This window comes from Duncaniella sp. (assembly GCF_029056165.1).
Taxonomy (GTDB): domain Bacteria; phylum Bacteroidota; class Bacteroidia; order Bacteroidales; family Muribaculaceae; genus Duncaniella.
The window spans coordinates 1-23,039 of the sequence record NZ_JAIDBW010000035.1 but is presented as its reverse complement, the minus strand read 5'-3'; the positions used below and the strand labels follow the sequence as shown (position 1 = coordinate 23,039).

The following is a 23,039-nucleotide window of genomic DNA, read 5'->3' as shown; positions in this document are numbered from 1 at the left end:
ATGACCCTCACGGCCACTGCACAGACCAAGTCCGTAACCGGTACGGTAACCGATGAAAGCGGCGAACCGGTAATCGGCGCGAACGTAGCGGTGCAAGGCACCAAAATGGGAACCGTCACCGACTTTGACGGTAATTTCGCTCTCAACAACGTGGCTGACAACGCCGTCCTCCTTATCAGCTATGTGGGCTATGTGACCGAGGAGGTTTCAGTAGCCGGAAAGAGCGTGATCAATGTAACTCTTAAAGAAAACCGCGAGCTTCTTGACGAAGTAGTTGTCGTGGGTTACGGTACAGTGAAGCGTAAAGACCTTACCGGTGCGGTTGCTTCAATGAAAAATTCCGATGTGGTCATTGCTCCTACCAACAACGTCATGGAAGCCCTTCAGGGCAAGGTGGCCGGTATGGACATCACCAAGGCGAGCGGTGAGACAGGCGCGGGAGTAAATATTCTTCTCCGCGGTTCTCGCTCGATCTATGGTAGCAACGAGCCTCTTTTCATTATCGACGGTATGCCGGGAAGCTACAATCAGGTAAACCCCAGCGATATCGAGTCAATTGATATCCTTAAAGATGCATCCTCGACCGCTATCTACGGTTCAGCCGGTGCAAACGGTGTCGTAATCATCACCACCAAGCGCGGACAGGAAGGTAAGGCAGTCGTTAACTTCGATGCATATTATGGTTTCAGCGGCGATGTCAACTACAAGCATGGTATGGTAGGTGACGAATGGATCAACTATCAGCGTGAGGCTTATAATTACATCAATGGTAATTATCCCGCCGATATGGCAACAATCCTCGGTAACCCGATCTACACTGAAGCTTACAACGAAGGAAAATGGATCGATTGGGTTGATCTTGCATCAGGTCATCGTGCAACCTCGCAGAAATATGCTCTTTCTGTAAGCGGAGGCACAAAGCAGACCCGTATTTTCGCCTCTACCTCCTACGCCAAGGAAGAAGGTCTGCTCAAGAACGACGAACGAGACCTCTATACCCTGCGTCTCAATATCGATCAGGAAATCAACAAGTATGCCACTATCGGTTTTACCAGCAATCTCACCTATACCGATCATGACCGTGGCGTGAAAAACACTTTCACCAAATCACTGACAGCATTCCCTCTCGGTGATGCCTACGATGCAGAGGGCCGCCTTAATAATGAATTCATCAACGGCCAGTTCTCGCCGCTCGGTGACTTCATTCAGGACCAGTATGCCTACAATACCAAATCAACCTATATCAATTCTATAGGCTACCTTGAACTCAATCCTTTGAAAGGACTGAAACTCCGCTCTCAGATCAGCACCACTCTTGCAAACAGCCGTCAGGGTAACTACTGGGGTGCTGAGGCAAATGCTAATCCTCCGTCCTACTCCAAAGCTCCCTACGCACAGAAGACCCACTCAAACACTTGGTCCTACACTTGGGAAAACATCCTCTCCTACAACGCTGACATCAAGGATCATTCATTCCTTGCACAGTTCATAACTTCTTACACCAAGAATACTAATGAGGGTACTATCGCCGGCAGCGGTGGCTTCCTCGTTGACAGCTGGCAGTACCATCGCCTCATGTCAGGTACTGAAGCTCTCCATGTTGAGTCAAGCTTCTCGCGTGACCAGAAGATGTCATACGCTTTCCGTCTCAACTACAACTACAAGGGTCGTTACCTCTTGAACGTTTCAACCCGTTGGGACGGTGTCAGCTGGTTCTCTGAGGGTCACAAGTGGGACTCATTCCCCGCTGTGGCTGCTGCATGGCGTCTGTCAGAGGAAAGCTTCATGTCGGATACCCGTAGCTGGCTTGACAATGCTAAACTCCGTGTCAGCTATGGTATCACGGGTAACTCCGGTGGTGTCGGTGCTTACGGCACGAACGGTCTGGCTTATATATTTTCTTCAGCCGGCGTGACCGCAGATGATCAGGCTGTACCTTTCGTTCAGTATTCCCAAACAGTACCCAGCTACGGACTCGGTTGGGAGAAATCCTATAACTGGAACGTCGGTCTTGACTTCGGTGTCCTCAATAACCGCATCGACGGATCAGTCGAATGGTTCAAGACCAACACAAAGGGTCTTCTCTACAAGCGCACAGTGCCCATCACTTCAGGTCTGACCGGTTGGGGATCGCCCCTCGGCCAGTGGCAGAACCTCGCCAAGACTGAAAACCACGGTGTCGAATTTACCATCAACACCCGCAATATCGTAACCAAGGACTTCACTTGGAGCTCAACCCTTACCGCTACATGGAACAAGGAAAAGATCGTATCGCTCCCCGACGGTGACATCATTGGCGAAAGCCTTTTCGAGGGTCATCCTATCAAGTCGATCTACGGATGGAAGTATGACCGTCTGTGGCGCACGAGCGATGATGCAGCCTTGATGGCTAAGTACGGTGTCGAGCCCGGTTTCATCAAGATCGAGACCGTACCGGTACTTACTCCTAAAAAGGATGATAATGGTAATGTGGTGAAGGATGCTAATGGTAATGTAGTTATGGAGAGTGACAATGGCGAGCATACCTACGGCAATGACGACCGTCAGATACTCGGTCACACTAACCCCAACTGGATTCTCGGTTTCAACAACACATTCCGTTACCGTGACTTCGATCTCTCAATATTCATGATGGGACGCTTCGGTCAGACCATAGAGAGCAATCTCCTCGGCTACTATACAGCAGACAATTCCATCACTACCAACCAGCTTTCGGGTGTGGATTATTGGACAGAGGACAATCAGAATGCATATTATCCCCGTCCCGGTTCACGCAACAAGCAGAGCACAGTGATGTCCTCGCTCCGCATTGCCGACGGCTCATTCGCCAAGATCAAGAATATCACTCTCGGCTACACCGTTCCCGCAAAGTGGACAAGAAAGGCCATGATCGAGCGTCTGCGCATCTACGGTACGGCTTACAATCCGCTGATCATTGTAAACGACAGCAAGCTTAAAGGTACAGACCCCGAAATGGGCGGTTCTGACAACTTCCCCACCTATAAGCAGTATGTTTTCGGTGTTAACCTTACATTCTAATTCCTAAAAATACAAGACAACTTATGAAACTCAATATATCCACCATACTTACCGGTTGCGGACTGGGCGCAATGATCGCCCTTCAGTCCTGCTCCCTCGACGAGTATAATCCCGGCGGTTTCGATATCGACAATATCGCCACCAGTACCACCGGTTACGATTATATCATCAACCAGTGTTACTTCGGTCTTGAACGTGGTTTCTACAACACTACCGACTTCATGAAGTTTACCGAAGGTAACACCGACCTTTGGACTTCCAAGACAAATACCAAGGGTGAGGAAGATCATTTCTTCCGCTACTATGCTGGTGCAGTGACGCGTGAATACACCAATACATTCTGGAATGCGGCCTACGACGGTATCGGTGGCTGTAACATCGCAATCCGCGATGTCAACAGCGCACCCTTCTCAACTCAGGCTGAGCGTAACGAGAAAGTAGCTCAGGCATATTTCCTACGTTCGCTTTATTACTATCATCTTGTCGAAATGTTTGGTGGCGTTGTCATGATCGATGAGAATACTACGGTGACCACCTATTCGCCGGAGCGTACGGAACCTATCGACATTTATACCAAAATTATCATTCCCGGTTTCCGTTTTGCAGCCGAATGGCTTCCTGTCGGCGATGAGACCGCAGACGGCCGACCCACCAAAAAAGCAGCCCTCGCATTCCTGTCCAAGGCATGTCTCGCAACTCAGCAGTACGGGACAACCGATTTCCTTCAGGAAGGTCAGGAGGCAGCCCAGAAGCTTATCACCGACTGTGAAAACGGTGGCGGCACTTACGGTGCATACATGTATCCTACGTTTGATGAAGTGTTCAAGGAGGCCAATAACAAGACCAACAAGGAGGCACTTTGGAAATATTCTATCAACGAAAAGGGTGCAAGCCTCGGTAACCAGAACCTCAATCAGAACGACAAGCACTTCATGTGTCAGCTCAACCACTTCGGTGCACGTATTTTCGGCACTGAGGAGTCCATCAAGGCTTGGGATGGCGGTCAGGCCGGTGACTGTATGCCTACTCAGCATCTGCTGAACCTCTTTGTGCAGGCTGACGGAACTCTCGATCCCCGTTTCCACCAGAGTTTTATCACCCAGTGGAATGCAAACAACGCGTATGCATGGAGTGAGGGAGACTGCAAACTGTATGACAAGGATGCTTCTAAAAAGGACACCCCTATTGCTGTCGGAGATCTCGCGATCAAGATCGTTATGCCTCAGGATGCAGACTATGCTTCGGAAGTTGCTAACAAGGCTAATTCCAACTATCTTCTTGTAGATTATAAGGATGTGTATGACGATGCGTCCAAATCAATCATCATGAAGAAAGGTGACGGTGAAAACAATTACCGCTATTTCTATCCTTCGCTTAACAAGCATTGCAGTACAAACTACTATAATGCCAATGTGAACAAGCTCCGTTTCGGTAACAAGAATGCTATCATCGTTATGCGTATGGCCGAGATTTATCTCATTGCTGCCGAATATGACATCCTTCTCAACGGTGGCAGCAAGGCTATGGGCTACATCAACAAGGTGCGTCAGAGAGCCGGCGCAAATGCCCTCACCGGCACTGCCGATATCCGCACAGTCATCGACGAGCGTGGTCGTGAGCTTTGCGGTGAATTTACCCGCCTCTATGACCTCAAGCGCGTAGGTCTGCTGAAGAACGACTCTTATATCAAGAGCACACGTCCTGAAGTTGCTGAATACTTCAATGTTGACTATGTGCTTCGTCCGATTCCGAAGCAATACACTGACCTGATCCTTAACGGGCCGATGTTCACTAATCCCGGATATTAATAGAATCTGATACAAACCTCTCATGTAAATATTTCAAGGGTGCTTTCATGTTGAGAAAGACACACTGTTATTTAAACCGTCAACGTCGAAATTAGACTACCGTAACCCTTGGCGTGCATCGTCCCCCCTACAAGACGATGCACGCTTTTTTTCGTGTAGAGTTTTTAGTACAGAGTATAGAAGTTAGTATAGAGTTTAAAGTATAGAGTATAGATAATTGATTGGAGGGGTGGAGTCGGGCAGGAATGGATGGTTTGCGGGCCGTTGGTGATTTGCGGGCCGGATGCGGTCGCATTGAAATGCGACCCTACAGGGGTATTATCTATACTCTATACTTTAAACTCTATACTAACTCCTATACTCTATACTTTCATTACTTTAAAGAATAATTTCATGTGGATTTCTGATTATTCGACGAAATTTCCTTAATTTTGCGTGGGCAATTCTGTCTGGTTGATTGTTACATTGATTATGAAGATTTTTACCACCGAAAATATACGCCAAATTGACCGCGTGACCATCGAGGAGGAGGGTGTCAGCTCGATCGAGCTGATCCACCGTGTAGCCGAAGGTGTGGTCAGTGAGATACTTAGCCGCTGGAGTCCGTCGAAGCCGACCATGGTGTTTGCGGGTTCGGGCAACAACGGTGCTGACGCTCTGATTGTGGCCAAGCTGCTTATCGAGGCCGGTTTCAATCCTCATGTCGTACTGATCAACGTGCAGGGCAATTCGCTGTCGCGTGACTGCCGCGAATGCCGCGACGAGCTTCTGAGGATGGGCAATGTGTCCATCACGGAGATCGTGCGCACGTCCAACATCCCGCCTCTCACTCCGGATCATCTCGTGATCGACGGCCTTTTCGGATCAGGCTTGCGCAACCCCCTCGAAGGTGGCTACATGGGCATGGCGCGCTACATCAATGAATCGGGCGCGACCGTGGTGTCGATCGACGTACCTTCGGGTATGTTCGGTGACTGGAACACCCGTGTGCTGGCACGCAACGTGGTCCATGCCGACCTGACGATAGCCGTGCAGTTTCCGCGCCTCGCTTTCTTCCTCAGCGACAACGCTCCGCTGACGGGTGAGTGGAAGACGATAGACATCGGTCTCAGCCGACGGGCCATCGAACAGATCCCGACAAAATATTTCCTCATCGAGCGCGATGACGTGAGACGTGTGCTCAAAGCGCGCACCGACTTCTGCTCGAAGGCTGATTTCGGCCACGGCCTGCTCTTTGCCGGTTGCTACGGCATGATGGGAGCGGCGGTGCTTGCGGCGCGGGGTGCGCTCCGTGCGGGTGTCGGCAAACTGACTGTCCATGCGCCCCGCTGCGGATTCGGCGTGCTGCAGACGGCTGTCCCGGAGGCATTGTTTCTGCCGGACGCCAACGAGAACGTGATCTCCAACATGACGCCGCGCGTCAATTTCACCGCCATCGGTGTCGGGCCGGGCATAGGCACTAACGATGCCACCCGCGGAGCGGTAGAGACGCTCATAAAGAGCATAAAGCGACCGATGGTGCTCGACGCGGATGCTCTCAACATCATCGCGCGCACGCCCTCGCTGATCGACCATATAGCTCCCGGCTCGATCCTCACCCCCCACGCCGGGGAGTTTGACCGCATATTCGGATCGCAGGCTTCGGCCGAGACCCGACTGCTGAAAGCACTTGAGGTGGCCCACAAATATAAGCTCATAATCGTGTTGAAGGGTCACTACAGCGCGACCGTGCGGCCGGACGGCAAGGTGTTTTTCAATTCCACCGGTTCGCCGGCAATGGCCACGGCGGGTAGCGGCGACGTGCTCACTGGCATAATCACCTCGCTTCTCGCCCAAGGCTACAAGTCGGAGATCGCCGCCACGGCCGGAGTGTATATCCACGGTCTTGCGGGCGACATAGCCGCGGAGACCGAGGGTGACTACGGAACGTCGGCCGCCGACATCGCCGCAGCGGTCGGCAAGGCCATAAAGGCCATCATCGGCAAGTGAGCGACAGCCGCGGATTCGTAAAAAAATATAATCACAGTAATCACAGCATACAGGATCATACCCTGAAAAATGATGAAAAAACTATTCTCAATATTCCTCTTGGGCGCGATGGCGAGCCTTCCGGCATTCGCACAGACATCGGCTAAACTCACCGCCACAAAGGCCAATGAGTTCGGCCTGATCTACACGCTCCCCCTTACGGCTTTCGAGGTGACGATAGCCGTTGAAAAGACCGTCAGCACTCCCGGCGAGCACTATCAGTATGCCCGGAAGTATCTCAACGCCGATCCGATCATGAAACCGGCGGTGGCGTGGCGCATCACGGATGCGGTGATCAATCCCATAGCCATCGCTGACGAGGATCAGCGTTATCTGGCCAATTTCAAGGGTGGCAACGGTACGTTCATGATGCTTACGGACAGTAATTTCCCTCTCTCGGTCAATGATGAGGACTACGATCCGGACAGCCAGCTCATGGAGCTGCCCAAGGCTGTGGCGGCTGAGCCGACGGTGCTTCAGAAGCCGATAGCCCAGCAGGCCATCACGCCCGAAATGATCCAGAGCAAGTCGTCGGCCAAGCGCGCGGAACTCGCTGCCGAGAAGATCTATGAACTGCGCACCAACCGCAACGAGATCATCTCCGGTCAGGCTGACGCGATGCCCTCGGACGGGGCGGCCATGAAGCTTGCGCTCGATCAGCTTTCGGCGCAGGAGGAGGCTCTGACGGCGATGTTCCTCGGCACGGTGCAGAAGTCGGTCGAGGTACGCACTTATACAGTCTATGTACCCGACGAGGGTGAGGCGGCGCGCACTGTGGTGGCCCGTCTGTCGGCTCTCGACGGACTCGTTGCTCCCGATGATCTTTCGGGTGATCCGATTTATGCGGAGATCACTCCGGTGAGCCGTGGCGAGCTCCCTGTGAATGAGAAGGGTGTGGCCAAGACGTTCCCCAAAGGTGGGGTGGCTTACCGCATTCCCGGCTCTGCGCGCGTGAGCCTCAGCTACGAGGGGCGGACGCTTGCCGAGAAGGAGTTTGACGTCGCGCAGTATGGCGTCGTGTTCGGTCTCGATCCGGCTCTGTTCACCAATAAGCGCGAACCGGCCTATCTGCATTTCAATCCTCTGACCGGTGCCGTCCGCGAGCTTGGGACGGTGGGGAATTGAGCGAAAGAAAAGACATGATATATAAACGATCGGGCCGCACATTGCCGTGCGGTCCGATTTATTTGTGTATAACCGGTTTTTGGATTAAATTTAATGCGAAATGGGTTGCAAAAGCGATAATTTGTAACTAACTTTGGGGTGAAATGAAAATTATAATCATATGAAACTTTTGCAGGCTCAGTTCAGCGATTTCATGCCCATGCCGTGGCAGGGGTTGTTGCTTTTGCTGTCGATAATCGTTGTGGTTCAATTGATCACCAACAGGATAATAAAGAATCGTGTGACGAATGAGATTCAGAGGGCAGTCATCGTTTTTGTAGTCGGTGTCATATCGTTCGTGGTCGGTGTGTTTGTCGTCGGCTGGGTTTTCAATATGTCTTTTGGAGAGATGATAAGGAATATTCTTCCCGTATTGTAAGCGGGCCATATTATACGTTTGGGAGTGGAATTACATCCCGCTCTCATAAAGTATTTTCAGTCTATTTTCAAAGCCGTGGCGCAATGGGTCGCTGTCAGTAAAGCCGCGGAGCGGCGATGCAGTCATAGCTCCACCACGAGGAGTTAACGGGCAATGAAGCCCGTCAGGGCGAGAATTGCCCGGTGACGACGAGGCGTGGGGGAAATGAGAATGTTAATATTAGTGGGCGTCGGAGACGTCCGACAATGGGGCTAAACGCCTAGTCAATCCACCAGAAATGGTTGATTGTCATGTCTTTGTCGGACGTCTTCGACGCCCATATTATGGTGTAACGTTTGACCCCGCGCCTCCCTCGCTTCGGCAATGCCAAAATTTCCCTTCGGTCAATTTTTTGGTCTTGCCTACGCTCAGTCGTGGCGGGGCTATGACTGCATCGCCGCTTCGCGGCTTTCCTTGGTCGTGATGGGGCTATGATTGCATCACCGCTTCGCGGCTTTCATGATTGGTGCTGGCCGTTTTGAGGTTTCTTATATGTAAAAATATTGCTATGGCGTTGGGCATTTTAGCTATAAAAATTTGTGGGTGGTTTTCATTATCGCATCTTTTGGGGGTGGGGGTGAGTGTAATTTTGTAGTGAAATAACGTGGTTCGTTCGGCAAGACGCGTTTTTCAGCGATATTTTCATAGTTTTCGTAAGTCGTTTTTTTATTAATTCATTTTATTGTAATGTATTTATTTTAAATGATTTAATTTTTTTGAGCTTTGGATTTCATTTTGGGATTCATTTTGGATTTCACATGGATTTCATTTGTATTTCATCGGGCATACGCGGCACGCCGCGTCCCTACAGGCTTAACAATTAATAATTCTACAAGCTTATCAATCAATTAGATATTAATCAATCGTTTATGATCTCTCTCCGTATTCCTGTTTCTTCGCTTTTGAATCAGTCGGTCTCGCTCTGTCATAATCTCCGTCCGCTGCGGCGCGGGACGGGGCTTGAGATTGTCGGTAATCCCCGTAGGTTGGGGCTTTCTATACCTTTGCCCGGTGGGCGGCTGCTTCCCGGCGGCTCCATTGCCACCCCTGATGGCCGAAACTGGCTTTTCATCGAGCATGACGGCCTGTTGAAATGTCACGACGGAGTGAAGCTTACGGCCCTCCCTGCGGCTACGGGAAAGCCATGCGGTATAGTCAGTTGTGGTGATCGTTATCTCGTGATGATGGGGCAGGATGCTGCTCCCATGTGGCTACGCTACGACGGAGGCGGGGGATGGACGTGGCGCAGTGCGGCCTCTTTGCCCCAACCGCTCGCCATGATCCGCAAGGATGAGGGTAGCGTCAGCGTGACAGCCGGTGGGATAAACCTGCGCGACACTTATTCCTCCCGCTCGAATCTCCTCACCGAGAGGGATCGCGCCACTGTCGGTGAACTCATCGGCAAGGCTTATCGCACGCTTGCATCAACGGCTGCAAACCGCCGGGTGTGGTTTCAGCCGGTCATTGCCCGTTACCGTCTCTGCGGACTGCAGGGTGAGACGCTCTACACCTCCCCGCCGGTCATGATCGGCCCCGCTTCGGGTCCACAGCTTACGGAGACGGATTTCATCCTTAGCGGGAGCGGATTCGCCACGCTATCCGAGGAGAAGATCACCGTCAGCACCTTCCGCATCGCTCTGCGTCCGTGTGCGCCGCTCGGAAGCGACTGGCATGATGTGGTCGGTAGTGTAGAGCTTCTCGTGAGCCCACAGCTCCATCCTTACGACGGCACTTCTGATTCCGCTGTCCGTTTCGGATCGTTCACGGCCACGGCGGGTGCGCTCCGCGTGTTCACTCCCGGAGTCAATGACCTGCTTACGGCTCATTGCGGCGAGGGATCGCGTCTGCGGACGCTTACCGAACAGCTGCTCGGTAAGCTCGACACCAATCTGCGCCCCATCGGATCGGTCCGTTTCGATGCCTCCGCCGGCGAGTGGGCGGTTGAGGGGCGGGCGTTCGGCCATCTGCTCGTGACACTGACGGATGAACTCACCTCGCTCGGCACCCTTGCGCGGACAGTGGAGGCGGGGACTGCGGCATATACAGACCGTGCTCTCGCCGCCCTCACTAATCCCCATTGTATCTGCGGGAGCGTCGCGGGAGAGTGTGGCGACACACTCGGTTTTGCCAGAATTGCAGCCATGCGCTTCAAGGGCTGGTTGCCCTGCGAGTTTGCGGTCGGGACGGCGGACAGTGATCCTGATGTCCCATCCGCCGGTCCGGTAGCAGTGAAAGTGAATTTTACAGATGGTTCGAGCTGCGTGCGCGGCGGAACTGTCAATGGTTTTCCGATCGGTGAGCTCTCGCCTCTCATCACTTATCCTGCCGCGGACGCAGTGAGCATGGAGCTGTATTACGACACGCATTCTCTCCACCTTCCGCTTAGTCCCGATCCGTCGGGGCGATTTGCCTACTGGCTTTCCGAAAGTGGCGCGGCAGTCAGGATGACGGCGGGAAGCCGTCCGTCGTTTATACTTCCGGCTGAATCACCCCGCAGTGTTCCGTTCCCCGGTCTTGTAGTTGCGTCGGCTGTCTCCGATCCGCTCATGCCGCTTGCAGCTACTGCGCTGACGGAGGAGAATCCGGTGAGTCTATGCGCCACGCAGTCGGCCACAGGCGGATGGGACGCGGGAAGCTCACGCTTCTATCTATTGGGAAGCTCCGGAATCCATGCGCTCACCCTGAATTCGGGACGCCGCTCCCTGACAGCACGCATTATCGACAGCCGTCCTGTCGGTTGTCGGGATGCCGTCTGCGAGTCAGGCGACGGCGCGATCTTGGCCCTTGCGGGGGGTGATCTCGTTAGGATAGCGGGACAGAAGGTCACCACCCGGCGGTCATTTGTCGGGGCATGGGGACTGGCTATGGATGCCGTCCGGGGTGAAATCATCTGTTTCCACTCCTCGGAGAACCCGTGTCCGGAGAATTTCAGCATTATCGAGGGGCGCACGGTCATCCCACTCTTTCCGGATGCGATAGTGACAGATCTACAGGGCAGGATGCTCTACAGCCGGTCAGTCCCCGCAGTCCGTTCGCTTCTCACAGCGTCCGGAAGAATGCTTGCACTCGATTCCTCCGGTCAGCTCCACGATTTCAGCGGAGTGGAGGAAGGACAGGAGAGGGTGGAGGTGTATTACCGCGCTTCGGCTTCCGCATGTGTCAGGAGGGCTTCACGATCGGTCTTTGATGTAAGGCTCTTTGCCATCGATGCCATAGGACGTATGGAGATAAGGGGCGACAATTGCGGCGATCCGCTGCTCTCCGATCTCCTGACGAGCTTCGAGGTGCGGGGCGACATCCGTCATCTTCCGCCGCTCACCGTCATGACTCCCCATAGACACAATTATGTCCTTAACCTTCATCTACAAGCTGTAAATCTTAGTCTCTTGCCATGATTCCACACGAAATTCTTATTGAAAACGCCCGGCGAAACGCCGCAGTGATCCCTGATCCCGACCCCGTAGCGGGTGATCCGGCTGATCCGGACCGCCGGCCGTTCACTTTCGGCGGCCGGACGTATATGCTCCCTTCGTCCATGCTTGCCGACCCGCGTCTGCTCACCGTCGGCAATGAGCGCGATCTCGCCCGTCTGCGCTTCAAGCATGATTTCCCCTTCTGGGCGGTGACCTGCGTGGTGATCAATGACAAGATCACCGCGCGCGACATTCCGTTCCGTCTCAACCGTCCGCAGCGACGGCTCGTCAGCCTGCTCGAACGCGAACGGCGTGCCGGCCGTCCCCTGCGCCTGATTATGCTGAAGGCGCGCCAATGGGGCGGATCGACCCTGATCCAGATTTACTTCGCGTGGATTCAGATCATCCATTGCCGCAACTGGAATTCGCTCATCTGTGCACATGTCAAGGATACGGCGGCTACGATCCGCGGAATGTACACCAAGCTTCTGACACGCTATCCGGAGGAATACTGGGAGGAGGAGACGCGTCCTGAATTCCGGCCGTTCGAGCGCATGACCAACACACGTTTCATTCCCGGCCGTGAATGTAAAGTGACAGTCTGTTCGAGCGAGAATCAGGAATCGACACGCGGTCAGGACTGTGCGCTGGCTCATCTGAGCGAAGTGGCATTCTGGAAGGATTCGCCGCTCCACAATCCGGCAGACCTGTTGCGGTCGGTCACGTCGGGCATAGCATCGAAACCACTGTCGTTCATCGCTATGGAAAGTACCGCCAACGGTGTGGGCAACTTCTTCCATCGCGAATGGCTCCGCGCATCAAGACCGGGCGGCAGTGACAAGTTGCCATTCTTTGTCCCTTGGCATGAGATCGGGATGAACCGCACGGAGATTACCGATCCCGATGCGCTTTGGGAAAGTATGGATGACTACGAACGCAGTCTCTGGTCACTCCACGGATGCACGTTGGAGGCGATAAAGTGGTATCACGACAAGCGTCTCGGTTTTCCCGACCATCGGTCCATGATGGCCGAATATCCCACCACTCCTGACGAGGCTTTCGCTTCGACGGCACGCAGCGTGTTCGCTTCAACTGACGTGGAAGCTCTGCGGGCGAGTTGTATGATTGCCGCGGAGCGCGGCGAGGTGATAGCGTCGGCCTGTGGCGATGCAGGTCTGACAGGTGATGCCCGTTTCCAGCCCTCGGCCGACGGATTGTGTGAAATGTGGTGCAGGCCGCGTCGGGGAGGTGATTACATAGCTTGTGTGGATATCGGCGGTCGCACGCGCGAAGCCGACTTCTCTGTCATCTGTGTCATGGACCGCCACAGCGACTCCGGGGATGCTCCGGAAGTCGTGGCGCAGTGGCGCGGACATATCGATCATGATCTTCTTGCACGAAAGGCTGCTGCGATAGGGCGGTTCTACAATGATGCGCTGCTTGTGATCGAGAGTAATTCGTGGGAGAGCTCATCGGAGGGACACGGCCGCTATCTCCTCGACATGCTCTCGGCAATTTACCCCAACCTCTATCATCGTCCGTCGGGGCAGGGTGGGGAAGCGGCCGGTTTTCACACAAATGTCCGTACAAAGGCCGCTATTGTGGCCAATCTCGTGGCCTATGTGCGTGACCGGGGCTATGTGGAGCGATCGACGGCTGCTTGCGACGAACTTCTGCAGTATGAATCGCTTCCTGACGGATCATACGCAGCCTCACGTGGCTGTCACGACGATATGCTCATGACCCGTGCGATCGCCCTCTACATCCACGCTTCGACGCGCGCCGTCGCCCCGTTCCACTTCACTGAACGCACCTTCCACACCCTCCTCAGCCGCTGCATAAGGTAAGGACGGCCTATGAAAAAGGAGCATAAACGCCGCATCAACGGCATTTATGCTCCTTCGGTGTTTTACGTCAGCAGTTATGATTTGTTCATGGATGTGTTGACTGACGGATCATGAAGATCAATTATTTTCCGGCAGCGATCGAATCCTTGCGGAACTGCTTGAGAAGTTTTTCGATTTCAAGAGAGATTTTGCGTGCGCGTGCTCCGGCAGCCTTGTTGCCGTTTTCTACTTGAGCCTGAGCGTCTTTAGCAAATGTTTCGAAATGTGAAGCGAGTTGGTCAACGAGATTTTTCATTGGTTAATCAGGGGTGTTAAAGGGTTAATATTTCAGAGAATACAGGCCATGAATCCCACTGGAAAGCTATGACCAATTGCTCATGCTGCAAATATACGGACAAAAAATTTAAACTTCCAATAATTTTGTTAAAAATTACCGCATAAATCCCTCAAATTCTACACTTTTTCAGTTTTTGATCCTCATTTCACTTATTTTCCCTAACTTTGAACCCTATTTTGAGCGTTATAGGTATATCATGATTGACTACAATAGATTTACGCTCTCAAACGGACTGAGAGTGATACATAATTACGATCCGACCACTGCGATGGTGGCCGTCAACGTGCTCTACAATGTCGGAGCGCGTGACGAGGATTCCGAAATGACCGGTCTCGCCCATCTTTTCGAGCATCTTATGTTCGGTGGTTCTGTCAATATCCCCGATTTTGATGCCGAGATCGAGCGGGCCGGCGGAATGAACAACGCTTGGACCTCGAATGACTTCACGAACTTCTATGATGTCGCTCCGGCCCGCAACTTCGAGACACTTCTCTGGCTCGAAAGTGACCGCATGCTCGGACTCGCATTTTCCGACAAGGCTCTTGAAGTCCAGCGCAACGTCGTGATCGAGGAATTCAAGCAGACTCATCTCAACCGCCCATACGGCGATCTCAGCCATCGTCTGCGCGAGATGGTCTATCGCCAGCACCCCTACGGTGTCCCGACAATCGGTAAAGATCCGTCGCACATCGAGAAAGTGACCCAGCAGGATGTCCGTGACTTCTTCTTCAGTCACTATGCTCCAAACAATGCCGTGCTCGCCATCAGCGGAAATGTAAGTCCCGATCAGGTGCGCCGTGGTGTTGAACGCTGGTTCGATTCCATCCCTTGCCGTGATGTCGCTCCGCGAAACTATGCTCCCGAACCGCTTCCCGATGGCCCGCGCGAGACTGAGGTCCGCGGACATGTCCCGCAGACCTGTGTTGTCGTGGCCTATCCTATGCCGGGCTATGGCCAGCCGGGCTATATAGAGTGTGACCTGATTACAGACATCCTTGCTTCAGGACGCTCGTCGCGTTTCTACCGCCGTCTGCTCCTCGGAAGCGATCTATTCACGTCGGCCGATGCCGTGATCACCGGAAGCGAGGAGCCGGGTATGCTCATGCTCAAAGGTAATCTCGCCGATCCTTCCGAGGAGGCGGCGCGTGTGGCCGTAGAGCGTCTGATGGCTGAAGCCTCGCAGCTGTGTTATCAGGCTTCGCGTCCTGACCGCCTTTCCTACACGCTCACCGAGGCGCGTCCCGGAGGAGTGACACCTTATGAGGTCGAGAGGGCCATAAACCGTTTTGCCAGTGACTTCACATTCTCATCGCTGAGTTACCTGCAGAGGGCGCAGTCACTTGCGATGGCCGAGATGCACGGCGAGGATATCAACGAGATAGTCCCCGCCTACCGTCGCGTGACCACGGCGATGATCGCCAACACTGCGCGTCGGGTGCTCGATCCCCGTCATGCCTGCGTGTTGATCTACAGGCCGACGGAGCAGTCAGGACCCACTGCCTGACGGCGGGGGTACACATGGCCATGGCGGCGATGGAGATGGCAATTTCAGGCAGCTTGCCCTTGATAGGGAATCGCTGATGTTAAAAAATGATAAATAAAATCTCTACTCCCTATGCTTTAGGGGCTTTGATTTGCGGGAAAGCATAATTTTTATTAAATTTGCACTCAGAAAGTCACGGAGGAGGCCACGAGCTTCCTCCCTTGTTTTTATATAGTCGGAAATTATCCGATCCGATACGCTAATATAATACGCTCATATAATATATGATAGATAAGAATGAAGTCCGCCGTCTGGTGGACGAGGCAATAGCTGCGACGGATGCGTTTGTGGTTGACATAACTGTGTCGGCTGCGAATGATGTCGTCGTGGAGCTTGACAGTCCGACCGGTGTCGATCTTGATTTCTGTGCCGATCTCAACCGCCGTCTCAACGAGGTCTTTGACCGCGAGGATGAGGATTACAGCCTCGAAGTCGGTTCGGCCTCCCTTACCGCTCCTTTCAAGGTGAAAGGTCAGTACGAGAAGAACATCGGCAACGAAGTGGAAGTGCTCACGCGCGACGGCAAGAAGTTCAAAGGTATCCTCACCGCCGTCACGGACAGTGACTTTACCGTTGATGTCACCCGTAAGGTCAAAGAACCGGGAGCGAAGCGTCCGGTAATGATGACCGAGCCTGTGGTCGTCCCGATGGAACAGGCCAAGCAGGTGTGCTACGTCATCAATTTCAAGTAAGAATCAATATCCCTCTCAGTAATAAAAATCAACTCTCAAAATACCCCCTATGGCAAAAAAAGAAGAAGCTCCCAACATGGTGGAGCGTTTCGCCGAATTTAAGGAACTGAAAAACATCGACAAGACCACCATGATCAGTGTGCTGGAGGAGTCGTTCCGCAACGTATTGGCCAAGATGTTTGGCACTGACGAGAATCTTGACGTCATTATGAACCCCGACAAGGGCGACGTGCAGATTTTCCAGAATCTCGAAGTCGTACCCGACGGCGAGGTTGCCAACCCCAATCTTCAGATCTCGCTGACCGATGCCCGCGCTGACGATGATCCCGATGTGGAGATCGGCGAGGAGCACACCAAGGAAATCTTCTTTGCCGACTTCGGTCGCCGTGCCATCCTCAACCTCCGTCAGACTCTCCAGTCCAAGATTCTCGATCTGCAGAAGGAGGCCGTCTATGCCAAGTTCAAGGAGCTTGAAGGCGAACTCGTGTCCGGCGAAGTCTATCAGACATGGTCACGCGAGACCCTCCTGCTCGACGATGAGAAGAATGAGCTTCTACTGCCCAAGAGTGAATCGATCCCCGGCGACTTCTTCCGTAAGGGTGAGAATGTCCTCGCCGTCATTGCCAACGTCGATAACAAGAACAACAATCCCAAGATCACCGTATCGCGTACAAACGAGGCATTCCTGCGCCGTCTTTTCGAGCGTGAGGTGCCTGAGATCGTCGATGGTCTCATCAGCATCCGTGCCGTGGCCCGCATTCCGGGTGAGCGTGCCAAGATCGCAGTCGAGAGCTTTGACGACCGTATTGATCCTGTAGGCGCGTGCGTAGGTGTGAAGGGTTCGCGTATCCACGGTATCGTCCGTGAGCTCCGCAATGAGAACATCGACGTGATCAACTATACCTCCAATCCCCAGCTCTTCATCCAGCGCGCTCTCAGCCCTGCCAAGATCTCAAGCATCCATCTTGACGAGGAGGAGAAGAAAGCCGAAGTGTTCCTCCATCCGGAGGAAGTCTCGCTTGCCATCGGTAAGGGAGGTCTCAACATCAAGCTTGCATCCATGCTCACGGGCTATGTGATCGACGTCTATCGTGACACTCCCGAAGAGATCGACGAGGATATCTATCTCGACGAGTTCAAGGACGAGATCGACGGCTGGGTCATCGATGCTCTCAAGGATATGGGCTGCATCACCGCCAAGACCGTACTCCGCACCCCGCGTCAGGAACTTATTGACCGTGCCGACCTTGAGGAAGATACTGTCGATAACGTGATCCGCATCCTCAGTGCCGAATTTGAGGACGAGGACACTGCCGCTCCTGCTCCCGCTGAGACACCTGCCGAAGCTCCTGCCGAGGTTTCAGAGACTTCTGCAGATGAGCCCGAAGCTTCAGCTCCCGCCGAAACTCCTGCCGAGGAGCCTGAAGTCTGATCCCGGCCCAAAAGCCTCCCTGCTGCATCCTCCCTCTCACCTTCTAACAGATTAAAACATTACCACAAAGCAATATATGCCGAGAATAAAAATCAGTCAAGCCGCCAAAGAGTTCAACGTCACTATCCAGTCGTTAGCTGACCAGTTGAACAAGAAGGGTATCTCAATTGATGCCTCGAATCCTAACACGCGTCTGGATGAGAGTGCCTACGATATCCTTGTTCAGGCTTTCCAGCCCGATCGCAAGGAGCGCGAGCGCATCGACCGTATCCGTCAGGAGAAAGAAAAAGAAAAAACAGCGTCAGCTCCGGTTTCACAGCCTGCTGCTCCGGCTTCCGCTCCCAAGAGCGCACCGGCCGACATTCAGGGACCTAAAGTGATCGGTAAGATCTCGCTTGACAAGAATAATAATCCTATCCCCACCCCCAAGGCCGAGGTAAAGGCAGAGCCTAAGCCTGCTCCCGCTCCCGTAAAGGAAGCTCCCAAGGTCAAACCTGAAGCCCCCAAGGCTGAAACTCCTAAGGCTGCACCTGCAGCTCCCAAGGCTGAGGCTCCACGTAAGGTTGAAGCCCCCAAGACCGAGACTCCCAAACAGGAGGCCCCGAAACCCGCTGCACCTGCAACTCCTGCCGCTCCCAAGCAGGAATCAAAGTCTGAAGCCCCTAAGGCCGAGGCTCCTAAGACCACACCTGCAGCTCCCAAGGCAGAAGCTCCCAAAGCTGCTCCCCGTCCTGAAGCGAAGCCCGCTCCCAAGGCTGACGAGTCCAAGGCTCAGCCCAAGGCCGCCTCTGAATCAAAGCCCGCAGCTCCCGCTCAGGAAGCCGCCAAGGCTGAAAATAAGTCGGGCAGCGATGATGACGGAGTGTTCCGTTATCAGTCCGACGCTCAGGTTGTGGCCCCCAAGGTCATCGGCCATATCGATCTCTCGGCTCTCAATCAATCTACCCGTCCTAAGAAGAAGACCAAGGAGGAGCGTCGCAACGAGCGCATGAACCGTGGTGGCCAGAACGCAGCTGCTTCATCGCAGGGCGGTGACCGCAAGAAGCGTCGTCGCATCGGCGGTAAGGTCGATATCGAAAAGACCGTAAGCCAAGGTGTGAACGACGGTGAGCACGGCAAGGGTCACGGTAAAGGTGGAAACGGCGGCAACGGTAACAACGGTGGCGGCAACAACGGTGGTAACAATGGTGGCCGTGAGCGCGATAAAGAGCGCGGAAGCCGTCGTGACCGCAATAAGCGTCCAGTACATACCGAGGTCAACGAGGAGGACGTACAGAAGCAGGTACGCGAGACGCTCGCACGTCTGACATCCAAGGACAAGGGTCAGAAGAAGGGTGCGAAGTGGCGTAAGGAAAAGCGCGAGGCATTCGCCAACCGTGCGCATGAGGCAGCCGTCGAGGCCGCTGCAGAGAGCAAGGTGCTTAAACTTACTGAATTCGTGACTGCCAATGACCTTGCTGTCATGATGGATGTGCCCATCAACAATGTGATTGCGACATGTATGAACCTCGGCGTGATGGTTTCGATCAACCAGCGTCTCGACGCCGAGACTATCAATATCGTGGCCGAGGAGTTCGGCTATCAGACCGAATACGTGTCGGCTGAGGTAGTCGAGGCTATCCAGCAGGACGAGGACAGCGAGGACGAACTCGTAACCCGTCCCCCGATCGTGACCGTCATGGGTCACGTCGATCACGGTAAGACATCGCTCCTTGACTATATCCGTAACGCCAACGTTATCGCCGGTGAGGCCGGAGGTATCACGCAGCACATCGGTGCATACAACGTGAAGCTCTCCGATGGCCGTCACATCACCTTCCTCGATACTCCGGGCCACGAGGCGTTTACCGCGATGCGTGCCCGTGGTGCCAAGGTGACCGACCTCTGTATCATCATCGTGGCTGCTGACGACAATGTCATGCCGCAGACAGTCGAGGCCATCAATCACGCCTCTGCAGCCGGTGTGCCAATAGTATTTGCTATCAATAAGATCGATAAACCTGCCGCTAACCCTGACAAGATCAAGGAAGAGCTTGCCCAGATGAACTACCTCGTCGAGGAATGGGGTGGCAAGTATCAGTCGCAGGATATTTCCGCTAAGAAGGGTATCGGCGTTGAGGAGCTTATGGAAAAGGTGCTTCTCGAAGCCGAGATGCTCGATCTTAAGGCAAACCCCAACCGTCGTGCCACCGGTTCTATCATTGAATCGTCGCTTGACAAGGGTCGCGGTTACGTGGCTACGGTGCTCGTGCAGAACGGAACACTCCGCGTTGGCGATATCATCCTCGCAGGTACTCACTTCGGTCGCGTGAAGGCTATGTTCAACGAACGTAACCAGCGCATCACAGAGGCCGGCCCTGCTGAACCGACCCTCATTCTCGGACTCAACGGTGCGCCTACAGCGGGCGATACCTTCAACGTCATGGAGACTGAGCAGGAGGCACGCGAAATTGCCACCAAGCGTGAGCAGCTTCAGCGTGAACTCGGTCTGCGCACGTCCAAGCGTACTACCCTTGAAGAAATCGGCCGTCGTCGTGCCATCGGTAACTTCCATGAGCTTAACATCATCGTCAAGGGTGACGTTGACGGTTCTATCGAGGCTCTTTCCGACTCGCTCATCAAGCTTTCAACCGAGGAGGTCAAGGTCAATGTGCTCCACAAGGCTGTGGGTGCGATCTCGGAGAGCGATGTCACTCTTGCTGCTGCTTCGGATGCCATCATCATCGGCTTCCAAGTCCGTCCCTCGCAGGCTGCACGCCGTGCTGCCGAGCGTGACGGAGTCGAGATCCGTCTCTATTCTGTCATCTATCAGGCCATCGAGGAGGTCAAGGACGCAATGGAAGGTATGCTTGCTCCCGAAATCAAGGAGGAAGTTATCGGTACAGCCGAGGTGCTTCAGACATTCCATATCTCCAAGGTGGGAACAATCGCCGGAGCTATCGTGCGTGAGGGCCGTATCAAGCGTGGCTGTAAAGTGCGCCTGATCCGTGACGGTATCGTTCGTTACACCGGTGAACTCGGTTCGCTCAAGCGCATGAAGGATGACGTGAAGGAGGTTACTTCCGGTTATGATTGCGGTCTGTCAATCGCCGGCTACAATGATGTGCAGGAAGGCGACCTTGTCGAGGCATACGAGGAGGTTGAGGTTAAGAAGAGCCTCTGATCCCCCATTACCGATGCGGATATTACCGTGAGAGAGGCTCAGATTTCCTCTCCTGCATGGATAAACCGACATAACCAATGATTGATATTCATATAAATATCGGCTCAAACAGCGGCCACCGCGAAGCTCTCATAGAGCGTGCGGTGGCCGCCGTGCGTTCAGCCTTCCCGGATGCGGATATTAGATGCTCCGACGTGATCGAAACCCCGCCGTGGGGTTTCGATTCGCCTAACCCGTTTCTCAACGTCGGCGTAAAGATGTCCCTGCACCCACATCCGGATATTCAATCGGAATGTCAGACCGGATTTGCCCTTGCCGTTCTGCACAAACTACAGGAAATCCAGAGCAACATCGATCCCTCGCCACACCGTGATGCATCCGGAGCTTATATTGACCGTGCGATAGACATTGATCTTATTGCCATTGACGATTGGGTGATCGATCATCCTGATCTCATACTTCCGCATCCGCGTATGCACCTGCGGGACTTCGTACTTATCCCCCTCCACCAACTTTCCCCCGACTGGGTGCATCCCAAATTTGCAAAGACACCTGTAGAAATGATTGAAGAGCTGAAATGATTTCCCCACCCGGCAAAGCCACATCCCGCCTGCCAAGTCTTGAATCTGTTTTCACCCGTTAATTAGTGAATTGTATATATATATACGTCTCCCCATGGTCTAAACCGCGAAACCATTGCCATTGGACTCCTTACGGTGAATAGGTTATGTCTCCGCCCTCCCGTCAGCTGAACCGCAAACCGACGACATCACCCCAACAGCCAATCCGCAAACCAACGGCATCGCCCCATCAGCTATCCGTAAACCAACGACGCATCCGTCTCCCAAACGGCCTAACCGCGAAGCGGTGATGCATTCGTAGCCCCATCACGACCGAGCATAGGCGAGGCAAAAATTGACCGCAGGGAGATTTTTGTCCGCCGGCGCGAGGGAGGCATGGGGTTAAATGACGTACCAGCCAACATCGGCGTCGAAGACGTCGAACAAAGGATCATCCACCCCTCATTTATCACCCGAATATATCTGCAATCCGGCTTTCATTATCAATCTATGGTATTCATTTTCAAGCGAATTAATGGCATGATGATTCAGTTGGGCAAGAATGTAGGCATAAACGGCCTCCCGATGGCTTGCAGAGATGGAAAAGGCTCCATATTCCTTTTCCCAACCTTCAAATAGCGGGAACAATCCGGAGGCTTTCATCCACACGGATGATTTGGATTTGATCACACGCATCAGATCGGCTATCGCAACCGACGGATGCAAATGTAACAAAACATGTATATGGTCTTGCGTACCGTTAATTATCAAGGGTTTGCATCTGAGCGTTTTTATTTCCTCCGCGATGACGGCATAAAGATTATTCCGATAATCATTATTTATGACGGGTTTGCGCCCGTGGGTCGTAAAGACGATATGAAATAGGGATGAAATATAGCTCATGGCGGAAATGAATTAGGATCTAAAATTAGTAATTCATTTTATGATAGGCAAATGTGAGGGCGGTTATTTGTCCGACGTCTTCGACGCCGATGTTGGCTGGTACGTCATTTGACCCCACGCCTCGTCGCCGGCGGACAATGTGCGCCCTGAGGGGCTTACATTGCTCGCCGTCTCCTCGTGGTGGGGCTATGAATGCATCACCGCTTCGCGGTTTAGCTGTTTGGGGGACGGACGCGTCGTTGGTTCGTGGTTAGGCTGATGAGGACGCATTGTTGGTTCGCGGTTAGGCTGATGGGGATGCGTCGTTGGTTTGCGGTTTGTCTGATGGGATGACGTCGTTGGTTTGCGGTTTGTCTGATGGGATGACGTCGTTGGTTTGCGGGTTGGCTGATGGGGCAGCTGATGGTAATTTTATTATTCATTTGTAATTTCTGCTGCTATTCATTTGTTATTTCTGCTATTGTTTATTCGTTGTTCATTTGTATTTCATTCGGCATACGCTGCACGCAGCGTCCCTACAGACATGAAAATTTTTTGTATATTTGCGGTTGAAACGATAAAATATAAACCTATCATGCGCATATTCCTGCAAATTATTGTTATTTCAGTCTTGGCTGTATCAATGTTCAATCTCACGACGGGATGCAGCAGCGGTGGCCGTGAACTTGACGGCTACCTTGAGCGTGCGGAGG

Annotated in this window: 14 protein-coding genes; 12 read left to right on the top strand and 2 right to left on the bottom strand. The window is 53.3% G+C overall.

What is annotated here, in order from left to right; translation table 11 throughout:
- The 7 genes from K2G41_RS07530 (at position 1) to K2G41_RS07500 (ending at position 13,717) form a co-directional block, all read left to right on the top strand.
- On the top strand, positions 1–3,039 hold the full coding sequence (locus tag K2G41_RS07530; protein WP_300117141.1) for a TonB-dependent receptor: 3,039 nt from the start codon (positions 1–3) through the stop codon (positions 3,037–3,039).
- Between the two features lie 23 nt (positions 3,040–3,062).
- Positions 3,063–4,847 carry a RagB/SusD family nutrient uptake outer membrane protein gene (locus tag K2G41_RS07525; protein WP_300116935.1) on the top strand — a complete coding sequence of 595 codons (1,785 nt, stop codon included), beginning with the start codon at positions 3,063–3,065 and terminating at the stop codon, positions 4,845–4,847.
- A gap of 471 nt (positions 4,848–5,318) precedes the next feature.
- Entirely contained in the window at positions 5,319–6,836 is a 1,518-nt protein-coding gene (locus tag K2G41_RS07520) for an NAD(P)H-hydrate dehydratase (protein ID WP_300116933.1), read from the top strand.
- 69 nt (positions 6,837–6,905) lie between these two features.
- A complete protein-coding gene (locus K2G41_RS07515; protein WP_300116931.1) occupies positions 6,906–8,000 on the top strand; it encodes a DUF4831 family protein in 1,095 nt (364 codons plus the stop codon).
- A 160-nt stretch (positions 8,001–8,160) separates the two neighbouring features.
- Positions 8,161–8,418, top strand: a complete 258-nt coding sequence (locus tag K2G41_RS07510; protein ID WP_300116930.1) for a hypothetical protein — start codon at positions 8,161–8,163, stop codon at positions 8,416–8,418.
- Positions 8,419–9,326: 908 nt separating this feature from the next.
- Positions 9,327–11,852 carry a hypothetical protein gene (locus K2G41_RS07505; RefSeq protein WP_300116928.1) on the top strand — a complete coding sequence of 842 codons (2,526 nt, stop codon included), beginning with the start codon at positions 9,327–9,329 and terminating at the stop codon, positions 11,850–11,852.
- Positions 11,849–13,717 carry a hypothetical protein gene (locus K2G41_RS07500; protein ID WP_300116926.1) on the top strand — a complete coding sequence of 623 codons (1,869 nt, stop codon included), beginning with the start codon at positions 11,849–11,851 and terminating at the stop codon, positions 13,715–13,717. Before K2G41_RS07505 ends, K2G41_RS07500 begins: the two co-directional genes overlap by 4 nt.
- A 121-nt stretch (positions 13,718–13,838) precedes the next feature.
- Here the strand turns inward: K2G41_RS07500 and K2G41_RS07495 are convergent, their stop codons facing one another.
- On the bottom strand, positions 13,839–14,012 hold the full coding sequence (locus K2G41_RS07495) for a histone H1 (RefSeq protein ID WP_300116924.1): 174 nt from the start codon (positions 14,010–14,012) through the stop codon (positions 13,839–13,841).
- Between the two features lie 238 nt (positions 14,013–14,250).
- Between K2G41_RS07495 and K2G41_RS07490 the strand changes: the two genes are divergently transcribed.
- From K2G41_RS07490 to folK, 5 genes are all read left to right on the top strand, one after another.
- On the top strand, positions 14,251–15,558 hold the full coding sequence (locus K2G41_RS07490; protein WP_300116922.1) for a pitrilysin family protein: 1,308 nt from the start codon (positions 14,251–14,253) through the stop codon (positions 15,556–15,558).
- A gap of 263 nt (positions 15,559–15,821) precedes the next feature.
- Positions 15,822–16,289 (top strand): ribosome assembly cofactor RimP, encoded by a 468-nt coding sequence (gene rimP, locus K2G41_RS07485; protein ID WP_300116920.1) that lies wholly within the window; start codon positions 15,822–15,824, stop codon positions 16,287–16,289.
- Between the two features lie 49 nt (positions 16,290–16,338).
- On the top strand, positions 16,339–17,721 hold the full coding sequence (gene nusA / locus K2G41_RS07480; protein ID WP_300116917.1) for a transcription termination factor NusA: 1,383 nt from the start codon (positions 16,339–16,341) through the stop codon (positions 17,719–17,721).
- Between the two features lie 76 nt (positions 17,722–17,797).
- The gene (gene infB / locus K2G41_RS07475; protein ID WP_300116915.1) at positions 17,798–20,884 is read left to right on the top strand and encodes a translation initiation factor IF-2; all 3,087 of its coding nucleotides are present in this window, start codon (positions 17,798–17,800) and stop codon (positions 20,882–20,884) included.
- Positions 20,885–20,961: 77 nt separating this feature from the next.
- On the top strand, positions 20,962–21,465 hold the full coding sequence (gene folK / locus K2G41_RS07470) for a 2-amino-4-hydroxy-6-hydroxymethyldihydropteridine diphosphokinase (protein ID WP_300116913.1): 504 nt from the start codon (positions 20,962–20,964) through the stop codon (positions 21,463–21,465).
- A gap of 441 nt (positions 21,466–21,906) precedes the next feature.
- Here the strand turns inward: folK and tnpA are convergent, their stop codons facing one another.
- Positions 21,907–22,347 carry an IS200/IS605 family transposase gene (gene tnpA, locus K2G41_RS07465; RefSeq protein WP_300116911.1) on the bottom strand — a complete coding sequence of 147 codons (441 nt, stop codon included), beginning with the start codon at positions 22,345–22,347 and terminating at the stop codon, positions 21,907–21,909.
- Positions 22,348–23,039 lie beyond the last annotated feature (692 nt).